Source organism: Aminobacter sp. MSH1 (assembly GCF_003071665.1).
In the GTDB taxonomy this organism is placed as follows: Bacteria; Pseudomonadota; Alphaproteobacteria; order Rhizobiales; family Rhizobiaceae; genus Aminobacter; species Aminobacter niigataensis.
The window spans coordinates 1,573,062-1,592,836 of record NZ_CP026265.1 but is presented as its reverse complement, the minus strand read 5'-3'; the positions used below and the strand labels follow the sequence as shown (position 1 = coordinate 1,592,836).

Here is a 19,775-nt window from a genome sequence, read left to right as displayed (position 1 = left end):
ATTATTGCGGCAGCGTCGAGACTTCCGTGTCCCACTTTGAAAGCAGCCGCTTGCGTTCTTCGCTCGAGCCGTACTTCTTGAAGTCGTAGTCGATCAGCTTGATCGTCGACAGGTCGGGCGTCAGTTCGGACACCGCAGCCGTCTTGTTCGACGGCAGCTGGAACGACTTCACGTCCTTGGCCTTGCCTTGCATCTCGGCTGACAGCGCCCAGTCGTAGAACTTCTTGGCCGCCTCGGCATTGCGCGCGCCCTTGATCAGCGACATCGAGCCGATCTCATAGCCGGTGCCCTCGCAGGGTGCCACCGTGACGATCGGGAAGCCGGCCGCCGTCTGGGCCACGGCATCGTGCATGAACACGATGCCGACTGTGGTTTCGCCGAGGCCCGCAGCCTTGATCGGCGCCGAGCCTGACTTGGTGTACTGGTTGATGTTGGCGTGCAGGGCCTTCATGTAGTCGAAGCCCTTGTCCTCGCCCATCAGCTGCACCATCGTTGCCAGCGTCGTATAGGCAGTGCCCGACGAGTTCGGGTTGGCGATCTGGATCTGGCCCTTGAATTCGGCCTTGGTCAGGTCCGCCCAGCACTTCGGCTCGGGCAGGCCGTTCTTGGCCAGAAGATCCTTGTTGTAGCCGAAGCCAAGCGCGCCCGAATAGACGCCGATGGTCTTGTTGCCGGCGGCCTCGGCCTGCTTGATCGCCCAGTCGTGCAGTTCGCCGCGCATCGGCGAGATATATTCTTCGGTCAGGTTCTCCTCGGCGGCCTGCAGATGCGGATCGCCGGTGCCGCCCCACCACACATCGCCCTTCGGGTTGCTCGCTTCGGCACGCACCTGGGCATAGGTCTCGCCCGAACTCTTGCGCGTCATGTCGACGGTGATGCCGGTCTTTTCCTCGAAGCCGGTCTTGATCTGCTGGCACCAGGCCTCGTCAGCGCTGCAATAGAGCGTCAGGCTTTCAGCCTGCGCCGACGCGCCGCCGGCCATCATCAATGCGGCCAGCGCGGCCGAACGCAAAAGGGCAGTCTTCATATTGCAGTTCCCTCCATCTTTTTCGCCGTCTAACGATCTGATGTCGTTTTGGCCTGTTGCAGAGTGAGTGGTTTTTACGCATTTTGCAATCGTGTTCATTGCACTATCTTAAGCGTCATGAACCCAAACGGGCCGAGGTGTTACAAACAAAGCCGACAGCGCTTCGGCACATGCAAAGGAACAAGCGGGCAAAAATGCCGAAGGACAAGAAGACCATCCGCAAGGCGAACAAGGGCGAGATCATCGCCCAGGTCGCTGCCATCCCGTTCCGTGTGAACGAGGCCGGCGAGCTTGAGGTCATGCTTGTCACCTCGCGCGGCACGCGTCGTTTCATCGTCCCCAAGGGCTGGCCGATGAAGGGAAAGAGCGGCCGCCAGGCCGCGCTCATCGAAGCCCGCGAAGAAGCCGGCGTACGTGGCAAGGCATTGAAAAGGCCAGCCGGCAGCTATTGTTACTGGAAGCGGCTGTCGACCAGCTTCGTCCATGTCGAGGTCACCGCCTATCTCATCGACGTCTCCGAGGAACTCGACGCATGGCAGGAAGCCGGGGTACGTCAGCGCGCCTGGCTGACGCCGTCGGATGCGGCCGTGCTGATCGACGAGCCCGAGCTTTCGACCCTGATCCGCGGCCTCACCGTCGCCGATCTGGTCCAGCCCGAGGCAGTGCTGGCCTGAGCGGCAGCTCGAATCCCGATGCAGCATTTGCGGCTGCAAGATTCCAGTTGCAGCATTGCAGGCAGTCAAATCCGATTGTATCAGGGTGCAGCCGTTGCACATTTGTGCAAAGCCAAAAATTGGTTTGACGACCGACCCAAACTGGAGCCGTCGATGTCCGAACTGAAGCCGGGCAGGTCATTCGTAAGCGCCCAGCAGGTCGCCGAACTCGCCGGCGTTTCCCGCTCGGCTGTCTCCCGCACCTTCACCGATGGCGCCAGCGTTTCCGAGACCACCCGCAAGAAGGTGCTCGAGGCTGCCGAGACACTCGGCTATCACGTCAACCATCTCGCCCGCAGCCTGATCCACGAGGACAGCGGCATCGTCTGCCTCATCGGCGCCGACATCAACACGCCCTATCATTCACGCCTGCTCGACGCGATCACGCGGCGCCTGCAGGCCATCAACCGCGTCGCCATGGTCATCAACACCTCTGGCGACAGCGACAGCGTCGATGCGGCGCTGCGCCAGACGCTGAACTACCGCGCCAACGCCACCGTGGTTCTGTCGGGCACGCCGCCGGCATCGCTCATCAACACCTGCATCAACAGCGGCCAGCACGTCATCCTGATCAACCGCGACGACCATCTCGACGGCCCCGAAAACATCACCGTCGACAATGCGGCCGCGGCCCGTGAAGCCTTCCATATGCTGCATCGCGCCGGCTGCCGCCGCATCGCCGTAGTGTCGTCGCAAGCCGGCACGCCGAGCCTGGTTGCCCGCGAGCGCGCCTTCGAGGCTGCGGCCGGCGAGGCCGGCCTGTCCGTTACCATCACCCGCGCCGGGCCCACCGGCTATGGCGCAGGCTTCGAGGCGGGGCGCCTGCTGCTCAGCGGCTCGGACCGGCCCGATGCCGCCTTCTGCGTCACCGATCTGCTTGCCTGCGGTTTCATGGATGCTGCGCGCGTCGAATTCGGCATGAACGTGCCGGCCGAGCTGTGCGTCGTCGGCTTCGACGACATCGAGCAGGCGGGCTGGGCGTCATACCAACTGACCACCTTCCGCCAGCCGATCGACCAGGTGGCCGACCACATCACCAAGCTGCTCGACAGCGATGACCCCGAACCTGCGCAAGGCGGCCGCGTGTGCTTTCACGCCGACCCGGTCTGGCGCAAAACCGTCCGGCCCAAGTGATTCTTTGAGGTCACTTCGCCGGTCGCAAGGTCGACCGAGAAGTCGCGTGACGGCGCGCTGGCCAGCCAGTCCATCATCATCTGCATGAACGATGCCAGCCGGTCCTGCAGGCAGCCCTCCGGCCACGCGCCGGCGGCGAACCGTCCAGCCAGATGGCGATAGGCGGCGATGCGCGCCGGATCGATGAAATCGAGCGCCACCTCGCGTCCCTTGCGCAGCCTGTACCAGTCGACCAACATTTCGAAAAGCGGCAGCCCTTGCCAGTCCGGCGCGTCCGGTTCGCCGGCAGAGGCCAGGAAGGTAAAGGCGTCGCCCGACGTCAGCGGCACCGTAGTGCCGGCCAGCCGATCGAGATCGCCTAGGTTCAGTTGCGGCACCAGCGCCGCAAGATCCCGCGGCCATTCCTTGGGCAGGTAGCGGTGCCTGACCATCTCCGCGAGATGGCGGCTCAGGAAATCAGCGTGGTTTTCCGCTTCCGTCACCGCGGCCGACGTTCTCTCCCGCGCCGCCTCGATGCGGTAGTATGGAAATGCCGCGTCGTGTCCCGGCACATCGGCGATGATGACCGTCTCGATGTCTAGGCGCTCGCCGCCAACGTCCACGATCTTGTAGGCCGGCGGAAAACCCACCATCGACGGCACGGCGATGTTGACCAGCCAGTCGTCGCCGTCGCGGAAGACGGCGGTGTCGTTGATGTGCAGGTGGCCGCTGAAATGAACGTTGATGCCAGTCGCCGCTGCAACCTTCGACGCCTCGGGCAGCGGCGTACGGCGCAGGAAGCTGGTGTCGTTGAGCAGCTTCGCCTCGTCTGCCGAGGTACCGTTGAGCGGGTCGATGATCGGATAATGCGAGAATGCGATCAGCCGCTTGCCGGCTGCGTTGGCGCGTGCGGCAACGTCCTTCATCCAGTCGAGCACGAAACCCTTGTTGCGCGGCATCGAGTTCCAGCCGGCATCGGTGCTGTCGTGATAGCTCTTCTCCAACCTCGAATCGAGGTCGCCATTGCGCGGCTCGAACACATTGGCATCGATGGACAGCAGCCACAGGCCTTCTAGCGGCTCGACCAGGAATGAGGCATCGACCATGCGCCTCACAGTCCGGCCATCGGCCGAAACGATCTCGAAAGCCCGCGCCTCCAGCCTGTCGTCGGTTCCGAACGGGCACTCCCAGTGCAGGTCGCCTTCGCTGCGAAAGAAACCATAGGCGCCCATCGCCGGGATCGCGGCGCCATAGCCACCGCAATACATCTCGTCCGAGACGATGCGCTCGACGGAGTCGCCCTGTTCCATGGCGGGATCGCTGGTCACCAGCGTGTGCGAGCCGTCTGCGTTGAGGAACCGCTTGCTCTGGTGCCGGCCATGGCTGCCGTAGAGGTCGTGATTGCCTGCAGTCGCCACGAAGCGCACGCCGAAGCGCCTGGAATAGTCGGCCAGCAGCGCCGTCGCCGCGACCATCGTCGACTGCTGGCCATCGTCGGTCAGGTCGCCGGCAACGACGACCAGCGAGATGCCGCGCCGGACGATGTCGTCAAGCAGCGCCTTGGTGGCATGGAAGCTTTCGTTGAAGACACGCGTCGAGGCGTTGGTGTCGGCCAGCGTCCGCACCGCCACCTTGTCTCCGCGCCCCACACCCTGGCGATAGTCGATGTCGTGGAAATGCGGGTCGGCGATGACGGCAATCTTCATTTCATTCTCTCTGCGAACGGCCTCGCCGTCAGTCCTGGGCGACCAAGGCCGGCGCCGGCAATCCCTTGTCGATCATCGCGATCCACTGCGCCGCCATGCCGGCGGCCTCGACCAGCATCGGCTTGGGCGCCTCGTGCCATTCGTCGCGGCGCAGCTCGCGCTGGGTGCGCACATGGTTCAGCGCATCGTCCAGCGTCGGGAACTTCTCGGGCATCTCGACATGCAGGAAGAGTGCGACCAGCGACACCGAGCGGCTGCGGCCGCCACGGCAGTTGACCAGCACATTGCCCTTCTCGCGCCGGCGATAGGTCGCCTTCTCGGGCAGCACCTGGCTGAGGGCCCCGCGCAGCAGGTAGAAGCCCGACAGCATCATGGTCTCGGGGTTGCCGTGTCCGTCGATCAGGCCGAGCTTGTAGTAGCGCACCGCCCCGACGCCATAGATGGCATTGGCCGCCTCACCCTCGCCGAAAGGCTCGGTCGCATAGTTGAAGTCGAGATTGACGGCGCAGTTCACCACGGTCGTGATGTTCTTCTCCCGAAGCAATTCGAGATCGCCTGCGCCATCCATGCCGCCGACATAGATGTCGACGCCGTAGCCGGCGACGTCGCGCTCGATCAGGCTGAGTGCCGGCCGCTCATGGCGCGGGCTGGTCATGTCCATGGCTGTTCGGCCTTCCGTTTGTCGTTGTCCGGCGGCCGTCAGCGCGCCCCTTCGAGGCTGATGCCCGTTGCTTCGCTGATGCCTTGTGCCACGCCCGGTGCCGCTGCCAGCACCGCCCCGCCCTTGGTCAGGCCGTCGAGCGAAAGAAACGGTGCGACCACGCCACCGGCTTCCTTGACCAGCAGAAGTCCGGCCAAGCAATCCCAGGCATGCATGTGCAATTCGGCATAGGCGTCCGAGCGGCCGTCGGCGACATAGGCGAGGCCGAGCGCGCCGGAGGCGCCGCGCCGCACATTGGCGCCGCGCTCCAGGATGTTGGACAGCACTTCGAGGTAGCGCTTGTTGGTCTTGCGGTTCGACCAGCCGAACTCGACGCAGGCGGCGTCGAAATCGCTGGTCTTGGATACCGAGATCGGCTTGCCATCGCGAGTCGCGCCCTCGCCCCGCCTGGTGAAGTAGAGCTCCTCCAGCGCCGGATTGTAGATCGCACCGATCTCGATCTCGCCATTGCGCACGAAGGCGATGGAGATGCAGAAATGCGGGATGTCGCGGGCAAAATTTGCCGTGCCGTCGATCGGGTCCACGACCCACACGTCGGACTTGACCGCGCCACCGGTTTCCTCGCCAAGGAAGCCGTCTTCGGGGAACGCCTCGGCGATGCGCGCCTTGAGGTGGCGCTCCACCGCGGCATCGGTCTCGGTCAGGAAATCCTGCGGCCCCTTCATGCCGAAGCCCGGCGTCCTGTTCCTGAAGCCGTCGAGCGCCACCGCACCTGCGGACCTTGCGATCTCGCGGCAGAAGGCGGCACGCCGGTCCAGCTCGGCTTCGGCATCAGGTTGCGGGGCAACTGCGTGAACGGTCATGTCAATGCTCATTGGTGATTTCCGGGGTCAGATTGCACACGTGTGCAAATTCGTCAACGCCGCAGGATGAATAATGTTTTGCCGATGCACGGAAGATCATGGGATAGCAACGTGACCGCCGATGCACAGCCGTGCCGGACACGCTCATGCCACGCTTCCCGCCACCGAAAGTTTCGGCCTGGCGGCCTTCGCGGCCTCGCGGCCATCAGAGATTTCGCGAGCCACCCGCATCAGTGTCGGATAGTCGGCGCCGTCGCCGAGCGCAACATAGCCCGGGCACATGAAATCAGGCACGCCGGCATCGACCTTGCCGAGGGTCAGGGAGTGATAACTGCCGCCAGCCTTCTTGAGGATGAGAACAGCCGCCGCCACATCCCATGGGTTGCTGCCGAACCCGGCGGAGGCATCGACCCAACCCGCCGCGACATGGCAGAGGCTGAGCGCCCCGCTGCCTGGCCGGCGCAATGTCGAAAACGTCTCGGCCAGCACGCCGAAATTCGCCAGCGCCTGTTCGCGTCCGTCGAGCCTGAGGTCGCGCGCCACCGGATAGCCGGTGATCAGCGTTGCATGGCGTTCGTCGGCTATGGCGCGCGACTGCAGCGGCTCGCCGTTCAGCCAGGCGCCGGAAAGATCGGCCGAAAACAGCATGCCGGCGACAGGGTCGTAGACCGCGCCGGCGACGACCTCGCCGTCGATCGCCACCCCGACCGAAACGCACCAGAAGGCAAATCCGCGGGCGAAATTCGAAGTGCCGTCGATTGGATCGACATACCAGCGCACCCGGCCCACACCGCTCTCGCCGGCCTCCTCGCCGACCACGACGGAGTCGGGCACCTCGCCGAGGATGAAGGCGCGGATCGCCACCTCCGCTTCCTTGTCGTGCCTGGTCACCACGTCGTGCAGGTCGACCTTGTAGTCGACCGCCATGTTAGAGCGGAATGCCGCCAAAAGCGGCTCGCGCATCAGCTGCGATGCCCGTTCGGCAACCGCCCGCAGGCGCCTCGATTCTTCTATTTCGATCATGCCGCAATCCCGCGCGTGGCTTCATGGAACAGACCGAGCAGCCCGACCGGATCGGCAACGATGGCGTCCGGCTTGAGCTTCAGCTCGTAGGGCAGATCGTAAGTTCCCTTGTCTTCCATCAGGATGTTGCCGCCGATGCCGGCACGCTTGCCGCACAGCACGTCGCGGTCGAAATTGTCGCCGACATACCAGGCCTCGGCAGCGTCGATGCCAAGCGCCCGCGTCGCCAGCCAGATCATTTCCGGGTTGGGCTTGCGCACCTTCACCTCGTCGCTGTGGACGACCGTGGCGAACCGCCCGGCCAGCCCGTGGGCGTCGAGGAAATCGACATGCACTAGCCCGCACAGCGCGTTGCTGACGATGCCGACCGGCACGCCGGCCGCATCCGCCGCATCGAGCAGGTCGAGCATGCCGCTGCGCAGGACGCGCTCGCTCTTCCAGTTGCCCATCTTGCAGCAGAGGTCGTAGGCCTCGGCGACGACGACGTCCCGCGCCTGTTGCGGCCAATCGCCGGCGACGAAGTCGCCCCAGAACTCTTCGTGCCTGAGTTCGCGCGGTGCCATCGGCCGCGACATCGCATTCTTCCAATGCGAGTCGGCCACGCCACCTGCCTTGATGTCATCGGTGATCTGCTCGACAGAAAGCTCGGGCGCCGCCATGCCGGCCTTGTCGAGCAGGCCGCGTACGTGCCCGGCCAGCCGCGCCTGCCAGCCCGGCAGATGCGCCGTCGACACGATCACACCACCGAAATCGAGCAGCAGTGCCCTGGGTGGCGCGAGCTTTCGCCCCGAACTTTTCGACATCATCAAAATCTCCATTTTGCCAGTGGAAAAAAGCGGGACGGAGCCGAAGGAGAAGGGCCCCGTCCCTAGCCACCGGGAAGCTATTTCTTGTAGGCGAGGCGCCAGAGATCCTGCCAATCTTGGCGCGCATCCCAGTCTTCGAGTGCCGTCGAGGCGTCGTATTGCTGCAACCTGTCCAGCACCTTGCCGATGCCCGAGGGCTCGTCGGCGGGCAGGCCGATATCAGGGTTGGTCGGCAGCTTGCCGTCCTTCACCTGCGGCGCGATGCCTTCCTCGGTCAGGATGTAGTGGATGAACAGCTTGGCCGCGTTCGGGCTCTTGGTGCCGGTGGCGATCAGCCCGAGCTTGACGTAAGTCCAGCCCGGCCATGGCTCCAGCCCCTCGCACAGGCCGAGCTTGAAGCCCTTGTCGGCATTGTCGCGGAACTTGGCCGAACTCATCAGTCCGAAGAACGGCTCCTTCTGGCCCGGCGCACCCACGCTTTCCGATATTGCATCGTCGGAGTCGGAAAGCAGGGGGGCATTGCCGGCGAAGGCCTTGACCCAGGCGGCCGTGGCGCTGTCTTCGCCGACCTCGATCTCCTTGCCGAAATGCGCCTTGTAGGCGGCCTTCATCTTGTCGTCGTCATGCGTCGCCGTCTGGTTGAACCAGTCGGGATAGGTGCCCTTCGACAATGGATCGTAGAAGGCGACCTTGCCCTTCCACTTGGGGTCGGTGAGCTCCCAGATGTTCTTCACCGGGCAGGCGTCATGGACTTCCGTGTTGTAGGCCCAGACGCTGGCATTGGTGGTGATCGCCAGCGGGTCCTGGAACTTGGCCGGGATCTTGTCGGCCATGTCTGGTGGCAGGTAGCTCTCGACGAATTTCTGCGGCAGCAGCTGCGCAAGGCCTGCCGGCGCATCGGTGATCAGCACCACGTCGCCCTTGACGTTCTTGGCCTGGCCTTCGCGCACGATCATCTCGAGTTGCGCGCTCGCCGACACCTTGATGCCGGTCGCCTTCACCCCGTATTTGGCGGTGAAGTTCTCGGCCATTTCGACGATCTTGCCGGTGCTGTCGTAGATGTTGATCGGCGCTTCCTTCTTCGCCGCTTCGACCAGCGCATTGAGGTCGAAGGCCTCGGCGCGCGCCGGTGCCGACGCCATCACGCTAGCTGCCATCATCCCGGCCAGCGCCGTCGTCGCCAGTGCAACTTTCCTGCTCGTTTCAAACGCCGGCTTCATTGTTTCCTCCCGAAAAATCCGGTTGAAACGCGCCCGGCCGAACGCCGGGCGCGGCAATCGCAAGCACTATTTCTTGTAGTTGATGCGCCACAGGTCCTGCCAATCCTGGCGCGCATCCCAGTCGCCCTGGGCCGACGCCGAGTCGTAGGGGAAAATCTGGTCCAGCGCCTTGCCGATGCCCGAGGGCTCGTCGTCAGGCAGCTTGGCTTCGCTGTTGGTCGACATCTTGCCGTCGGCCGCCTGCGGCGCGATGCCTTCCTCGGTCATCAGATAATGGATGAACAGCTTCGACGCGTTCGGGCTGTCGGTGCCCTTGGCTATGAAGCCGAGGCTCGGATACATCCAGCCGGCGAAGGGCTTGAGCCCGGTGCACAGGCCGAGCTTGGAGCCGACGTCCTGGTTGTTGCGGAACTTGGCCGAGCTGATCAGCCCGATGAACTGTTCCTTCTGGTCGGGCGCGCCGACAGCCTGGGCAGCTCCTTCATCGGCGTCGGTCAACAGCGGGCCGTTGGCAGCCAGCGCCTTGACCCAGGCGGCGGTAGCGCCCTCCTCGTCGGTCACCAGATCCTTGCCGAAATATTCCTTGTAGGCCGCAGCCACCTTGTCGTCGGCATTGGTCGCCATCTGGTTGAACCAGTCGACATAGGACGCCTTGTTCAGAGGGTCCTGCATGGCGAGCTTGCCCTTCCACTTGGCTTCCGTCAGCTCCCAGATGTTCTTGACCGGGCAGCTTTCATTGAGCTGGGTGTTATAGGCAAAGACGTTGGCCTCGTTGGAGACGGTCAGCGGGTTCTGGTACTGCGCCGGGATCTTGTCGGCGAGATCCGGCGGCAGCCAGCTGTCGACGAAGCCCTGCGGCACGAGCTGCGCCACTCCGGCCGGCACGTCGCTGATCTGGATCACGTCGCCCTGGACGTTCTTGGCCTGGCCCTCGCGGATCACCATCTCCAGCTGGGCTGCGGCATTGGCCTTGGTGCCGGTCGCCTGCACGCCGTACTTCTTGGTGAAGTTCTCGGCCTGCTTCACGATCTTGCCGGTGCTGGAATAGACATTGATCGGCGGCTCCTTCTTCGCCGCCTCGATCAGCGCGTTGAGGTCGAACTTCTCCTCGGCCTGCGCAGCACCTGCAAACAGGCCGGCAGCAACGCCCAGCGCCGTCACAGCAAGGAGCCGTTTCACATCGAAATGTCTGCTCATCTTTTCCTCCCTCTTTCGGGCCGGCGCCATGCCGGCCGTCTCGTTTCCCGATAGTCCTGCTTCATTCCCGGCGGACGGTCCTCCACCGCCCGCCGAACCTCTCAATGCAGCTTGGCCGGCCGCATCAGCCTGTCTGCCGCCTCCACGCGCTGGCCGGCCTTGTCGAAGACATGCAGTGCCTTGGGCTTGACCCACCAGGTCACGGCCTCGCCGACCTCGACCTCAGGCGACTGGTGGGTGGTCAAGAACAGCTTTTCGCCGGCGGCGGTCAGCTCGATGATCCAGCTGCCGCCCGTGGGCAGGATACCGGTCACCTCGGCCTTGCCCGACAGCGCCCCTTCCGAGACGCCGCGCTCGTCGTCTGCAAGGCGGATCGCTTCCGGCCGGATGCCGATCGAGCCCGCATCCAGTAGATCGGCGAAGTGCGAGCCGAGATAGGCATTGGCCAGCCGCGACACCTCCGACTTTGCATCGCCGAGTTCGACGATGTTGATCGGCGGGTTGCCGACGAACTGCGCCACGAAGCGGTTGGCCGGGCGGTCGTAGATGTCGTTGGGCGTGCCGACCTGCTGCAGTTGGCCCTCGCTCATGACGGCGATGGTGGTGGCGAGCGTCATCGCTTCCCACTGGTCGTGGGTCACGAACACGATCGTCGTCTTGAACTCGGCGTGCAGGCGCTTGAGCTCGGCGCGCATCTCGAGCCGAAGTGCCGCGTCGAGGTTCGACAGCGGCTCGTCGAGCAGCAGCACCTCCGGGTTGACCGCCAGCATGCGGGCCAAGGCCACGCGCTGCTGCTGGCCGCCCGACAGCTGCGACGGGTAGCGGTCGCGGTACTTCTCGATGCCGAGCGTCTTCATTACCTGGTCGACGCGCTGCTCACGCTCGGCCTTGGGCATCTTGCGCAGCCGCAGGCCGAAATCGGTGTTGCGCTCGATGGTCAGATGCGGCCACAGCGCGTAGCTCTGGAACACCAGCCCCATCTCGCGGCGCTCCGGCGGCACGAACACGCCCTCGACGACCGAGTCGACGACGCGGGGCCCGACGCGGATTTCGCCTGCCGTCAGGTGCTCCAGCCCGGCGATCATGCGCAACGTCGTGGTCTTGCCGCAGCCGGAGGGCCCCAACAGGCACATGAATTCGCCGTCGCCTATTTCGAGGTCGAGGTCGGCCACCGCATTGGCCGAGTTGCCGCCGTAGTTCTTCTCGACGCCGCTCAGGTTGATCTTCGGCATGTCAGTTCCCCAGTCCTTGCGCGAGATTGGTCTTGGTCAACTTCTGGCCGAGCAGCGCGCCGAAATAGGCGAGGCCGGCGATGATGAGCACGACGGCGTTGGCGGCCTGCGTGTAGTGGTAGTCGACGAGCCGGAGCGAATAGGTGGTCAGCACGTCGGTCGACGGCACCGCCAGCACCACGAACAGGCTGAGCCCCTTGATGCCCGAGATGAAGGGCAGCAGGATGCCTGTCGTCAGCGAGCCCTTCTGGATCGGGATGACGATCGAGATCATGCGACGGAACCAGCCGGCGCCGGCGATCTGCGCCGCCTCCTCCGGATCCTTGCCGAGCTGCGTCATCGCGGCAATGCCGGCACGCGAGGCATAAGGCATCTGGTCGGCGATCAGCGCCAGCATCAGGATCAGCGTCGTGCCGTAGAGTGCCGGGATCGGCCCGCGCGGCACGGCAAACAGCGAGAGATAGGCAGCCGCAAAGGCGATGCCCGGCACCAGATAGGGCAGGAACGTCACCTGGCGCAGGAAGGTGCCGAGCGGCTTCACCGGGGTACGCGCCACGACATAACCGACCAGCAGCCCGAGGATGCCGGATGTGATCGAGGCGACGCCGACGATGCGCAGGCTGTTCCACGCCGCGTTCCACAGGTCGGGGCTGAGCAGGATGCCGGTCTGTAGCGCCACCGTGTTGAGGTTGGTGCCGATCCAGTAGTCGAGCGTGAAATTGTCGAGGTTGAACTGGCCCGGCACCCGCATGATCGTGGACAGGAAAAGCGTGCCGATCGGCAGGCCGACGCTGAGCACGAACATCAGCGCGGCGAAGCCGGTTGCCGGCATGCGCAGGATGCCGAGCGGGCTCAGCCGGTTCATCGAGCCTTTGGAACCGATGGTCACGAAGCGGCGCGCTTCCCGCATCAGCCGGGCATCGATGGTGATGGTGATGATGCCGATCAGCATGATGGCGCCGGCCAGCACCGCACCGACGCCGACCTGGCGCGATGAGATGTTCTGGTAGAGCGAGGTCGCCAGCACGTCGAAATTGACCGGCAGGCCGAGCACGTAGGGCACGCCGAACTCGCCGAGGCACTTGGCGAAGATCAGAACCATCGCCGACATCAGCGACGGGCGCATCAGCGGCATGATGATCTTGCTCGCCACCGTCAGCCTGTTGGCGCCCAGGATGCGGGCCGAGTCCTCGAGCTGCGAGTCGAAGCGGCGCAGCGCATTGCCGAACAGGAGGATGACGAAAGGCGAATAGTGCAGCGCCAGGATGATCGTCACCGGCAGTTGGCCATAGGACAGCCAGTCCGGCGGCGAAAAACCTATGGATTCCAACCAGCCGGGCTGGCCGCCGACGGTGCGGTTCTTGAACAAGGTCGTCCAGGCCAGCGCAAACGTCCACGCCGGCAGCATGTAGGGCACGATCAGCGCCGTGGCGAACCAGCGGCGGCCGAACATGTCGGTACGGCTGAGCAGCCAGGCGAGCGTGCCGCCGACCAACATCGACAGTACGATCGCGCCGGCTGCCACGCTCAGCGTGTTGACCAGCGGCTCCCAGAACAGGTCGTGCGAGATGCGCGACAGGAAGACGCGGTCGATATAGTACCAGGTGAGTTCGCCGACATCCTGCTTGATGCGGCGCTCGTCGCCAAACTGCACCCGCATCGCGTCGGACAGCATCGAGATGATCGGCACGACGATGAGATAGGCAAACAGCGCCGCGGCCAAAACGCCGATGATCGTCGTCGGCTCGCGCAGAGCCACCTTCATCCGGTAGCGCAGGCGCTGGCCTCGCGTCGGCGCGGCAAGCCGCGATGTGCCGGAGTTGCGCGCCATGGTCGCAGGCTTGGCCGATGTTTGAGCCGATGTCTGGGCAGGGCCGCTCACGAAGCCCCCCTCCTGATGCCGGCCTGGCCGGAACCATGGCCGCGGCCGCAGTCCATCGGACGCAGAGCCAGGCCTTCATGCGATGGCACGAACATGCATTCTCCTCCACTGGGCGCCTATGGCTGGGCTCGGCCGGACTATGTCCGGCGCTCCTCGCCGCCCTTGCTTCAGGCGCGCCCGCCCTTCTCCGGGCAGGACGGCACATCGCTGTGCCTGTTGGCATATTCATTCCATCCGCGGTACGTCCGTGTCAATCCGGATTATCCATTTTTTTGCACAGGCGTGCAAATCGATACGACTTGCTTGAAATCCTTTGTTTTTCTTACCTATGGCGGACATGTATCCGGCGACGCCGCATATCTCATGGGAAAATTGTGCACTGCCGTGCAACTATCGGTTTCCGAACAGTCGGCGCAGCAAAAAGCCCACCCGGGAACGGCGCAACGGCCGATCCTGGGCGGGCTTTGAAGCTCCAGCCGGATAGCCGGCGAGCCTACTTGACGATCTGGATGCTAGTGTTCGACGGGCCGAAGGCCTCGACCAACTCGTAGAAATCCTCGGCATGGTCAGGATGCAGCCGCACGCAGCCATGCGACGCCGGCCGGCCGAGGCGGTTGATCTGGTTGGTGGCATGCACGGCATAGCCGCCGTTGAAGAACACCGAGTGCGGCATCGGCGCGTTGTCGTATTTTCGCGAGTACCACATCTCGTGCATGCGTGTCGGCTTGTAGGAACCCTTCGGCGTGACATAGCCCTTGCCGCCGGTGGAGACCTTCCAGACGAAGGTCGTCCGCCCGTCGATCATGACATGCATCCTCTGTTCGCCGATCGACACCCGGGCGACGATCTTGCTCGCTGCCTGCGCAGCACCCTGCCCGGCTCCAAGAAGAAGTGCGGCACCCGTCATGGCGACGGCCGTGATGTTGATGAACCGGGCGGAAAGGACGAACTGCATGTCTTGCTCCATCTGCCGGCCGCGCCGGACGTTGAACTGATGGGCAGCGTTATGCGCGCTCCGTGTTTCGTTAATATTTCGTTTGAGCTTGCTTCTCGTTTCGGTTGTGTTTCATGATTTATACACGCGGCTTCAGAATCTGATCGAACCGCTACCGGAAACTGGCAGGCGAACGGCCCTGAAAGCCACTGGTCTACGGCGTGACGCGCCTCCCTCAACCCACGGCCGATGAAAAGGAGGCCGCCACGGCAGGGATCCGCAACAGCATTGCAACAATTGAAGCCGTGCCGGACCCATCCGGCGGCATCTTCCCGATACAGCCGCCCGCCAAATTCACTCCCGACGAAACGAACGTTGCGAAAGTAGGATGGGCGCGAAACGGTCGACAGCAAGATGGTTCCTGCGGGTGGGCGTCGCTACGGCGATACTGTCGGGGATCGGAATTCTGGCCGACCCGGGCAACGCCATGGCAGCGGATTTGCTGCCGGTGCAGGACATGGCGCCGGCAGCCCACGCCATTCTTGCCTTCGCAACAGCATTGTTCGTCGCAACTCTGCACATCGGCCGGGTCCATGGGCGTGGGTGCCTGGCCTGGGTGAGCAGAACCTCGCGCGTCACTCGCAGCGAGGACAGGATACCCGCGCCGTCCACGGCAGGTCAGGCGGCGCGGGTATTCGGTTGATTGCAGGCCGGCACCACTAACCCCTGGGACAAAAACGGAACCCACGACCATGAAAAACAAATTCGTCGCATCCGTGCTTTCGGCACTTCTCTACACCCAGGGGCTTCTAGGCTTTGCCGCAGTGGCGAGCGTGCTCCTGAAGGACAGGGCCCACGCCGAAACGATGCCCATCGTCGAAACGGCCGTACCGGCCGCAGCCGCGCCGGCGCGCTGAAATCTTGGTCGCCGCAGCGACGTCAGCTCGGATTTTCGGTTGGAGCAGAGCCGGCCTCCTGGCCGGCCGCTTTTGTCGGCGGATCGAACCTGTAGCCCGATCCGCGGATGGTGGTGATGCTTTCCGTATCGAGTTTGCGGCGCAGGCGCACGATGCGCGAGTCGATCGAGCGGTCGAAGGCATCAGCGCTCTCGGCCGGCGCCGCAGCCATGATGTCGTCGCGCGTCAGCACTTTCCTCGGTTGCGACAGAAACAGCTTGAGCAGGGCGATCTGGCCTGGCGACAGTTGCTCCTCCTCGCCGGAACGATGCATCACCAGCGCCGACCGCAGGTCGACGGTCGAATTCTCCAGCACCACCAATTCCTGGGTGCCGCGTCCCCGGCGCGCCAGGAGGCCGCCGATGCGCGCGGCGAGCTCTCTGACATTGAGAGGGCTCTCCACGACATCGGCGGCGCCGAGTTCCAGCGCCAGCACCTTGTCGACCAGTTCGGTCGGCCGGCAGATCAGGATGAAGTCGGGTCCGCCCTCGCCGCCAAAGGCGCGCAGCAGGTCGCGGCCCTGCGATGGCGTCAGGCCATCACCCACGACAACTACGTCGATGCCTTTTGCCGCAAGCAGCGACTCGGCTTCCCACAGCCGTCGCGCGGTGCGCACGTCATGGCCACGCCGGTCGAGATGATCGGTCAGGTCGGAGGCAACGACCTCCGCTATGGCAACAAGTGCTACGACCGATCTTCCAGCCATGTTCCATCCCGCAGCGACAGTGTCGTCGCGACCATTGCCTGCCGGTCCGGTCTTGTCGCCGCTCCCAGGGGCAAGAAGATGCCGCGGGACGCGCTTGGCCGGGGATGGATCCCCAGTCTGGACGTCCGAAGCCTCTATCCGCCCCTAACGAGGCACAACGCCGTTAGCAACTGCCCACGCCAAATGATCACTGGACATCATGTTTATACCCAATCTACTTTCCGCCGATAGCGGAGGCGAGACTAAACTGCGCGCTCGGATTGTCATCGTCGAAGATGAGCCCGACCTGAGGGATGCCGTGGCCGAGTACCTCGGCGCGAACGGCTTTGACGTGACCGCCGTCGAAAGCGCAGCTGCCATGCGCGCGCTGGTCGAAACCGAACAGTTCCAGCTTGCCATTCTCGATATCGCCATGCCCGGCGAAGACGGTCTGTCGCTCGGCCGCTGGCTGCGCTCCAGGATGCCCATCGGCATCATCTACGCTACCGCCGCGGGCACCGCGCTCGACCGCATCGTCGGGCTTGAGATCGGCGCCGACGACTACATGGTCAAGCCATACGAATTGCGCGAGCTTCTCGCACGTGTCCGCAGCGTCATCCGCCGCGTGCCGCAGCCCGAAAGCTTCAGGCAGTCGTTCCTCGCCGCCCAGCCGCCACGCCGCACCATCGCCTTCGGCCCGTTCCAGGCCGATCTCGACGGCCGTCTGGTCACGGGCAGCGCGGGCGCCATCATCGACATGGCCAAGAGCGAATTCGACATGCTCGAGGTCTTCCTGACCCGGCCAAACCGGCTGCTCAGCCGCGCCACGATCTCGGAGGCCATCGGCTTCGCCGAGGACCCCGAATCCTCGCGCGCCGTCGACATCCGCATCATGCGGCTGAGAAAGAAGATCGAGGACGATCCGGCGAACCCGAAATTTTTGCGCACCGTGCGCGGGGAAGGCTATATCTTCTCCCTGCCAGGCAGCGAAGGCTACTGACGCCTCCGGCCCCGCCAGGAACCGCGATGACCCTGTTGACCGTCTCACGCACCGACAATCCGTCGGGCACGCCGAGCCCCACAATTGTGGCGGGGCAGATCGTGCGTCGTCTGCGGCAGGCCCAGGATTGGCAGATCGAGATCGATCATATCCTGGAATCCTTTGCGCGCGGCTTCGGCGGCCATCGCACCATCCTGTTCAGGCTGCGCGACCTGCCCGGCCAGGGCTTCGCGCAGTCGATCGCCGCCTATTGGGTCGACCCGAAGATCGACGCCTTCGCCGCGCCTCCGACGACGATCAACCAGGCGCTGGTGGAATCCGACCCGCTGCTCGAACGCCTCGCCGAGGAAGGCCGCCAGGGCAAGATCTTCGCCGGGCTGACGCGCGACCTGACCGGCTTCCTGCGCAACGATTTCGAGCAGCAGCACATCAAGTCCTTCCTTTCGGTGGCGGTATCGGCACACGGCCATCTCTGGGGCACGCTGGCGGTCAACGATTGCATCGTCGAACGCAACTGGACCGACGACGAAATCGCCGCCCTCGAAATCATCGCCGCAGCCCTTGGCGACGCCGTCGAACGCTCGCTGTCGGAGTATCATGTCAGCGAGATCATCCGCCGCACCATGTTGCAGGCCTCCCTCGACGCGATCATGGTGGTCGACGAGACCGGCTCGATCATCGAGTTCAACCCGGCCGCCGAAAAGATGTTCGGCTGGACGCGAGACGAAGTCCTCGGCAAGGATCTGCTCGATACGGTCATCCCCACCTACTACCGCAAGGGCTACAACAACGGCGCCGAGTACCTCGCCGGCCGCGGCTCGCCGATGGTCGGACACCGGCTCGAGACGGTGACCCAGAATGCGGCCGGCGAGATCATTCCGATCGAACTCACGGCCAACGAGATGCGGCTTGCCGACCGCCGCCTGATCCTCGGTTCGATCCGCGACCTCAGGGAAAAGCATCACGCCGAGGAAGAGATCAATCGCCAGCGCGAAAAGCTGCACCAGAACGAGAAGATGGCGGCCATGGGCTCGCTGCTTGCCGGCGTCTCGCACGAACTCAACAACCCGCTCGCGGTTGTTGTTGCCCAGTCGACGCTGCTGCATGAGTTTGCCCCCGACCCGCAGACCAAGTTGCGGGCCGAAAAGGTGCGCGCAGCCGCCGAGCGCTGTGGCCGCATCGTCAAGAGTTTCCTTGGCATGGTTCGCCTGCACCCCACCGCACGCTCCGAGACAGACCTCAACCAGGTCATCCGCGCCGCCCTCGAAGTGACCGCCTATGGCGCACGTTCGAGCGGCATCAGCATCGACACCGACCTTGCGCCCGGTCCCTTGAGCGTCATGGCCGACGCCGACCATATGACCCAGGTAGCCGCCAACTTCCTGGTCAACAGCCAGCACGCCCTCGCCGCCGCCAGCGATCTGCGCAGCATCAAGGTCCGGACCTTCCGCAATGCCGACGGCAGCGCCGGTTTCTCGGTCGAAGACTCAGGCCCCGGCATTGCCGAGGCGATCCGCGACCGCATCTTCGAGTCCTATTTCACCACCAAGCCGGTCGGCGTCGGCACCGGCATCGGCCTGTCCATCTCCAAAGCCATCGTCGACCGCCACAACGGCAAGATCTGGTTCGAGCCGGTGGAGCCGGCCGGCGCGCGTTTCGTCGTCGAGCTTCCGCCCATGGGGACCGGCCACAGCGCGGTCATGGAATCCGTCCCCAAGTCGAGCGGCCTGCGCCACGCGGTCATCATCGACGACGAGCCTGACGTCGCCGGCTCGCTGTCCGACATCCTCGAACTGATGGGCGTCAAGGCCCGCATCGTCTCGACCTGGGATTCGGACGCCGAAGCGCTCCTAGATCAGCCGGTCGACATCATCTTCTCGGACCTGCGCATGCCCGACCGGAGCGGCATCACCATCTTCCGCGAGATCGTCGGCAAGCAGCCCGACATGGCGCAGCGTTTCGTGCTCGTCACCGGCGACCTAATCGGCGCCAAGGCCGAGCTCGAGCAACTGCCGCCGAACCTCAAGCCGCACATTCTGGAAAAGCCGTTCAGCACCTTCGACGTGCGTAGCGCCCTCAGTGCGGTCAGCGACCAGGTCGCGGACAACGAGTAAGCGCGATCCCGATCCAAGCGCTGCGTAGCGAACGCGGGTACGGAGCAAAAAAAGCCCCCACGGCCGAAGCTGCGGGGGCAGGTACGCGCTGGAGGATCTGAGTGCGCGGCAGGGAACGTGCCACGTTGCGGGGCCGCCGCCCCGAACGCCTGATTAGAAGATGTTGGGTGTGGTGCGGAGCGGCTCGGCGCTGGCAATCAGCCGCACCTTGCGTGCCTCGCGCATGCCGGTGTCCTTGGCGATAGCCTCGAGACAGGTCTCGCTCTCGACACCCCAGGCCTGTCCGCGGCAGGCGATATCGGTCTCCGACATCGGCAGCCGATCGGTCTTTGGCGTCGTGCGCGCGCCATCCATCATGCGTGGCGCCGAGCCCATCGAGGCAAATGCCGGCCCGCTGCCCGGTGCCCAGGCCATCGACGAAAGCGAGGCGATGACCAGCACCGAAAACATCGCCATCGGGTGCTCGTTCGCGCGCTGGCGAAGAGCCAGGCGCGGGCGGCGGTAGATGCGTGCACGCGGCTGGAACTGGCGGTCGAATTCGGAAACCTGCTTGATGCCGGTCATTGGATTTTGCCTTTTCGTTAAATTTCATTCCCCTGTTGATATGAACATATCCGCACTTTGTAACACGCGGATGCTGATC

Annotated in this window: 20 protein-coding genes; 7 read left to right on the top strand and 13 right to left on the bottom strand. The window is 64.3% G+C overall.

The genetic code is table 11. From position 1 onward, the window contains the following. Position 1: 1 nt before the first annotated feature. Positions 2 to 1,027, bottom strand: coding sequence for an ABC transporter substrate-binding protein (locus CO731_RS07940; RefSeq protein ID WP_108606712.1), 1,026 nt, complete (start codon positions 1,025 to 1,027; stop codon positions 2 to 4). A 194-nt stretch (positions 1,028 to 1,221) separates the two neighbouring features. On the opposite strand from CO731_RS07940, the gene CO731_RS07935 reads away from it, so the two are divergent. After that, the gene (locus CO731_RS07935) at positions 1,222 to 1,701 is read left to right on the top strand and encodes an NUDIX hydrolase (protein ID WP_108606711.1); all 480 of its coding nucleotides are present in this window, start codon (positions 1,222 to 1,224) and stop codon (positions 1,699 to 1,701) included. Positions 1,702 to 1,854: 153 nt separating this feature from the next. Then, positions 1,855 to 2,874 carry a substrate-binding domain-containing protein gene (locus CO731_RS07930; RefSeq protein WP_108606710.1) on the top strand — a complete coding sequence of 340 codons (1,020 nt, stop codon included), beginning with the start codon at positions 1,855 to 1,857 and terminating at the stop codon, positions 2,872 to 2,874. Here the strand turns inward: CO731_RS07930 and CO731_RS07925 are convergent. The 9 genes from CO731_RS07925 to CO731_RS07885 all read right to left on the bottom strand — a co-directional run bounded on the left by CO731_RS07925 (position 2,832) and on the right by CO731_RS07885 (position 13,392). Continuing rightward, on the bottom strand, positions 2,832 to 4,559 hold the full coding sequence (locus CO731_RS07925; RefSeq protein WP_108606709.1) for a metallophosphoesterase: 1,728 nt from the start codon (positions 4,557 to 4,559) through the stop codon (positions 2,832 to 2,834). The genes CO731_RS07930 and CO731_RS07925 overlap by 43 nt on opposite strands. Before the next feature lie 28 nt (positions 4,560 to 4,587). After that, positions 4,588 to 5,214: a dual specificity protein phosphatase gene (locus tag CO731_RS07920; RefSeq protein ID WP_343207453.1), complete on the bottom strand. Its 627-nt coding sequence runs from the start codon at positions 5,212 to 5,214 to the stop codon at positions 4,588 to 4,590. Between the two features lie 44 nt (positions 5,215 to 5,258). Next, positions 5,259 to 6,083 (bottom strand): inositol monophosphatase family protein, encoded by an 825-nt coding sequence (locus tag CO731_RS07915; protein ID WP_245439809.1) that lies wholly within the window; start codon positions 6,081 to 6,083, stop codon positions 5,259 to 5,261. A 144-nt stretch (positions 6,084 to 6,227) separates the two neighbouring features. After that, the gene (locus CO731_RS07910; protein ID WP_108606706.1) at positions 6,228 to 7,106 is read right to left on the bottom strand and encodes an inositol monophosphatase; all 879 of its coding nucleotides are present in this window, start codon (positions 7,104 to 7,106) and stop codon (positions 6,228 to 6,230) included. Continuing rightward, on the bottom strand, positions 7,103 to 7,912 hold the full coding sequence (locus tag CO731_RS07905; protein ID WP_245439670.1) for an HAD-IA family hydrolase: 810 nt from the start codon (positions 7,910 to 7,912) through the stop codon (positions 7,103 to 7,105). The genes CO731_RS07910 and CO731_RS07905 overlap by 4 nt, the downstream gene beginning before the upstream one ends. A 77-nt stretch (positions 7,913 to 7,989) precedes the next feature. Beyond that, entirely contained in the window at positions 7,990 to 9,132 is a 1,143-nt protein-coding gene (locus tag CO731_RS07900) for an ABC transporter substrate-binding protein (protein ID WP_108606705.1), read from the bottom strand. A gap of 66 nt (positions 9,133 to 9,198) precedes the next feature. Next, positions 9,199 to 10,329 (bottom strand): ABC transporter substrate-binding protein, encoded by a 1,131-nt coding sequence (locus tag CO731_RS07895; protein WP_245439668.1) that lies wholly within the window; start codon positions 10,327 to 10,329, stop codon positions 9,199 to 9,201. A gap of 101 nt (positions 10,330 to 10,430) precedes the next feature. Then, on the bottom strand, positions 10,431 to 11,561 hold the full coding sequence (locus CO731_RS07890; protein WP_108606703.1) for an ABC transporter ATP-binding protein: 1,131 nt from the start codon (positions 11,559 to 11,561) through the stop codon (positions 10,431 to 10,433). Position 11,562: 1 nt separating this feature from the next. Then, entirely contained in the window at positions 11,563 to 13,392 is a 1,830-nt protein-coding gene (locus CO731_RS07885) for an iron ABC transporter permease (RefSeq protein ID WP_108606702.1), read from the bottom strand. A 144-nt stretch (positions 13,393 to 13,536) separates the two neighbouring features. Between CO731_RS07885 and CO731_RS28665 the strand changes: the two genes are divergently transcribed. Continuing rightward, positions 13,537 to 13,911 (top strand): hypothetical protein, encoded by a 375-nt coding sequence (locus CO731_RS28665; RefSeq protein ID WP_159091592.1) that lies wholly within the window; start codon positions 13,537 to 13,539, stop codon positions 13,909 to 13,911. A gap of 25 nt (positions 13,912 to 13,936) precedes the next feature. On the opposite strand, the gene CO731_RS07880 is transcribed toward CO731_RS28665, so the two are convergent. Continuing rightward, positions 13,937 to 14,398 carry a L,D-transpeptidase gene (locus tag CO731_RS07880; RefSeq protein WP_108609693.1) on the bottom strand — a complete coding sequence of 154 codons (462 nt, stop codon included), beginning with the start codon at positions 14,396 to 14,398 and terminating at the stop codon, positions 13,937 to 13,939. A gap of 367 nt (positions 14,399 to 14,765) precedes the next feature. On the opposite strand from CO731_RS07880, the gene CO731_RS07875 reads away from it, so the two are divergent. Together CO731_RS07875 and CO731_RS29005 are read left to right on the top strand one after the other, a co-directional pair. Next, positions 14,766 to 15,080 (top strand): hypothetical protein, encoded by a 315-nt coding sequence (locus CO731_RS07875; protein ID WP_108606701.1) that lies wholly within the window; start codon positions 14,766 to 14,768, stop codon positions 15,078 to 15,080. A 49-nt stretch (positions 15,081 to 15,129) separates the two neighbouring features. Further along, entirely contained in the window at positions 15,130 to 15,294 is a 165-nt protein-coding gene (locus tag CO731_RS29005; protein ID WP_199914574.1) for a hypothetical protein, read from the top strand. 22 nt (positions 15,295 to 15,316) lie between these two features. On the opposite strand, the gene CO731_RS07870 is transcribed toward CO731_RS29005, so the two are convergent. After that, positions 15,317 to 16,039: a response regulator transcription factor gene (locus tag CO731_RS07870; protein WP_108606700.1), complete on the bottom strand. Its 723-nt coding sequence runs from the start codon at positions 16,037 to 16,039 to the stop codon at positions 15,317 to 15,319. Positions 16,040 to 16,238: 199 nt separating this feature from the next. Between CO731_RS07870 and CO731_RS07865 the strand changes: the two genes are divergently transcribed. Both CO731_RS07865 and CO731_RS07860 read left to right on the top strand, forming a co-directional pair. After that, complete coding sequence (locus CO731_RS07865) at positions 16,239 to 17,018, top strand: response regulator transcription factor (protein ID WP_183262546.1); 780 nt, start codon at positions 16,239 to 16,241, stop codon at positions 17,016 to 17,018. A gap of 26 nt (positions 17,019 to 17,044) precedes the next feature. Then, a complete protein-coding gene (locus tag CO731_RS07860; protein ID WP_108606698.1) occupies positions 17,045 to 19,132 on the top strand; it encodes a sensor histidine kinase in 2,088 nt (695 codons plus the stop codon). Between the two features lie 153 nt (positions 19,133 to 19,285). Here CO731_RS07860 and CO731_RS07855 read toward each other — a convergent pair whose 3' ends face one another. Beyond that, positions 19,286 to 19,696: a hypothetical protein gene (locus CO731_RS07855; RefSeq protein WP_108606697.1), complete on the bottom strand. Its 411-nt coding sequence runs from the start codon at positions 19,694 to 19,696 to the stop codon at positions 19,286 to 19,288. Positions 19,697 to 19,775 lie beyond the last annotated feature (79 nt).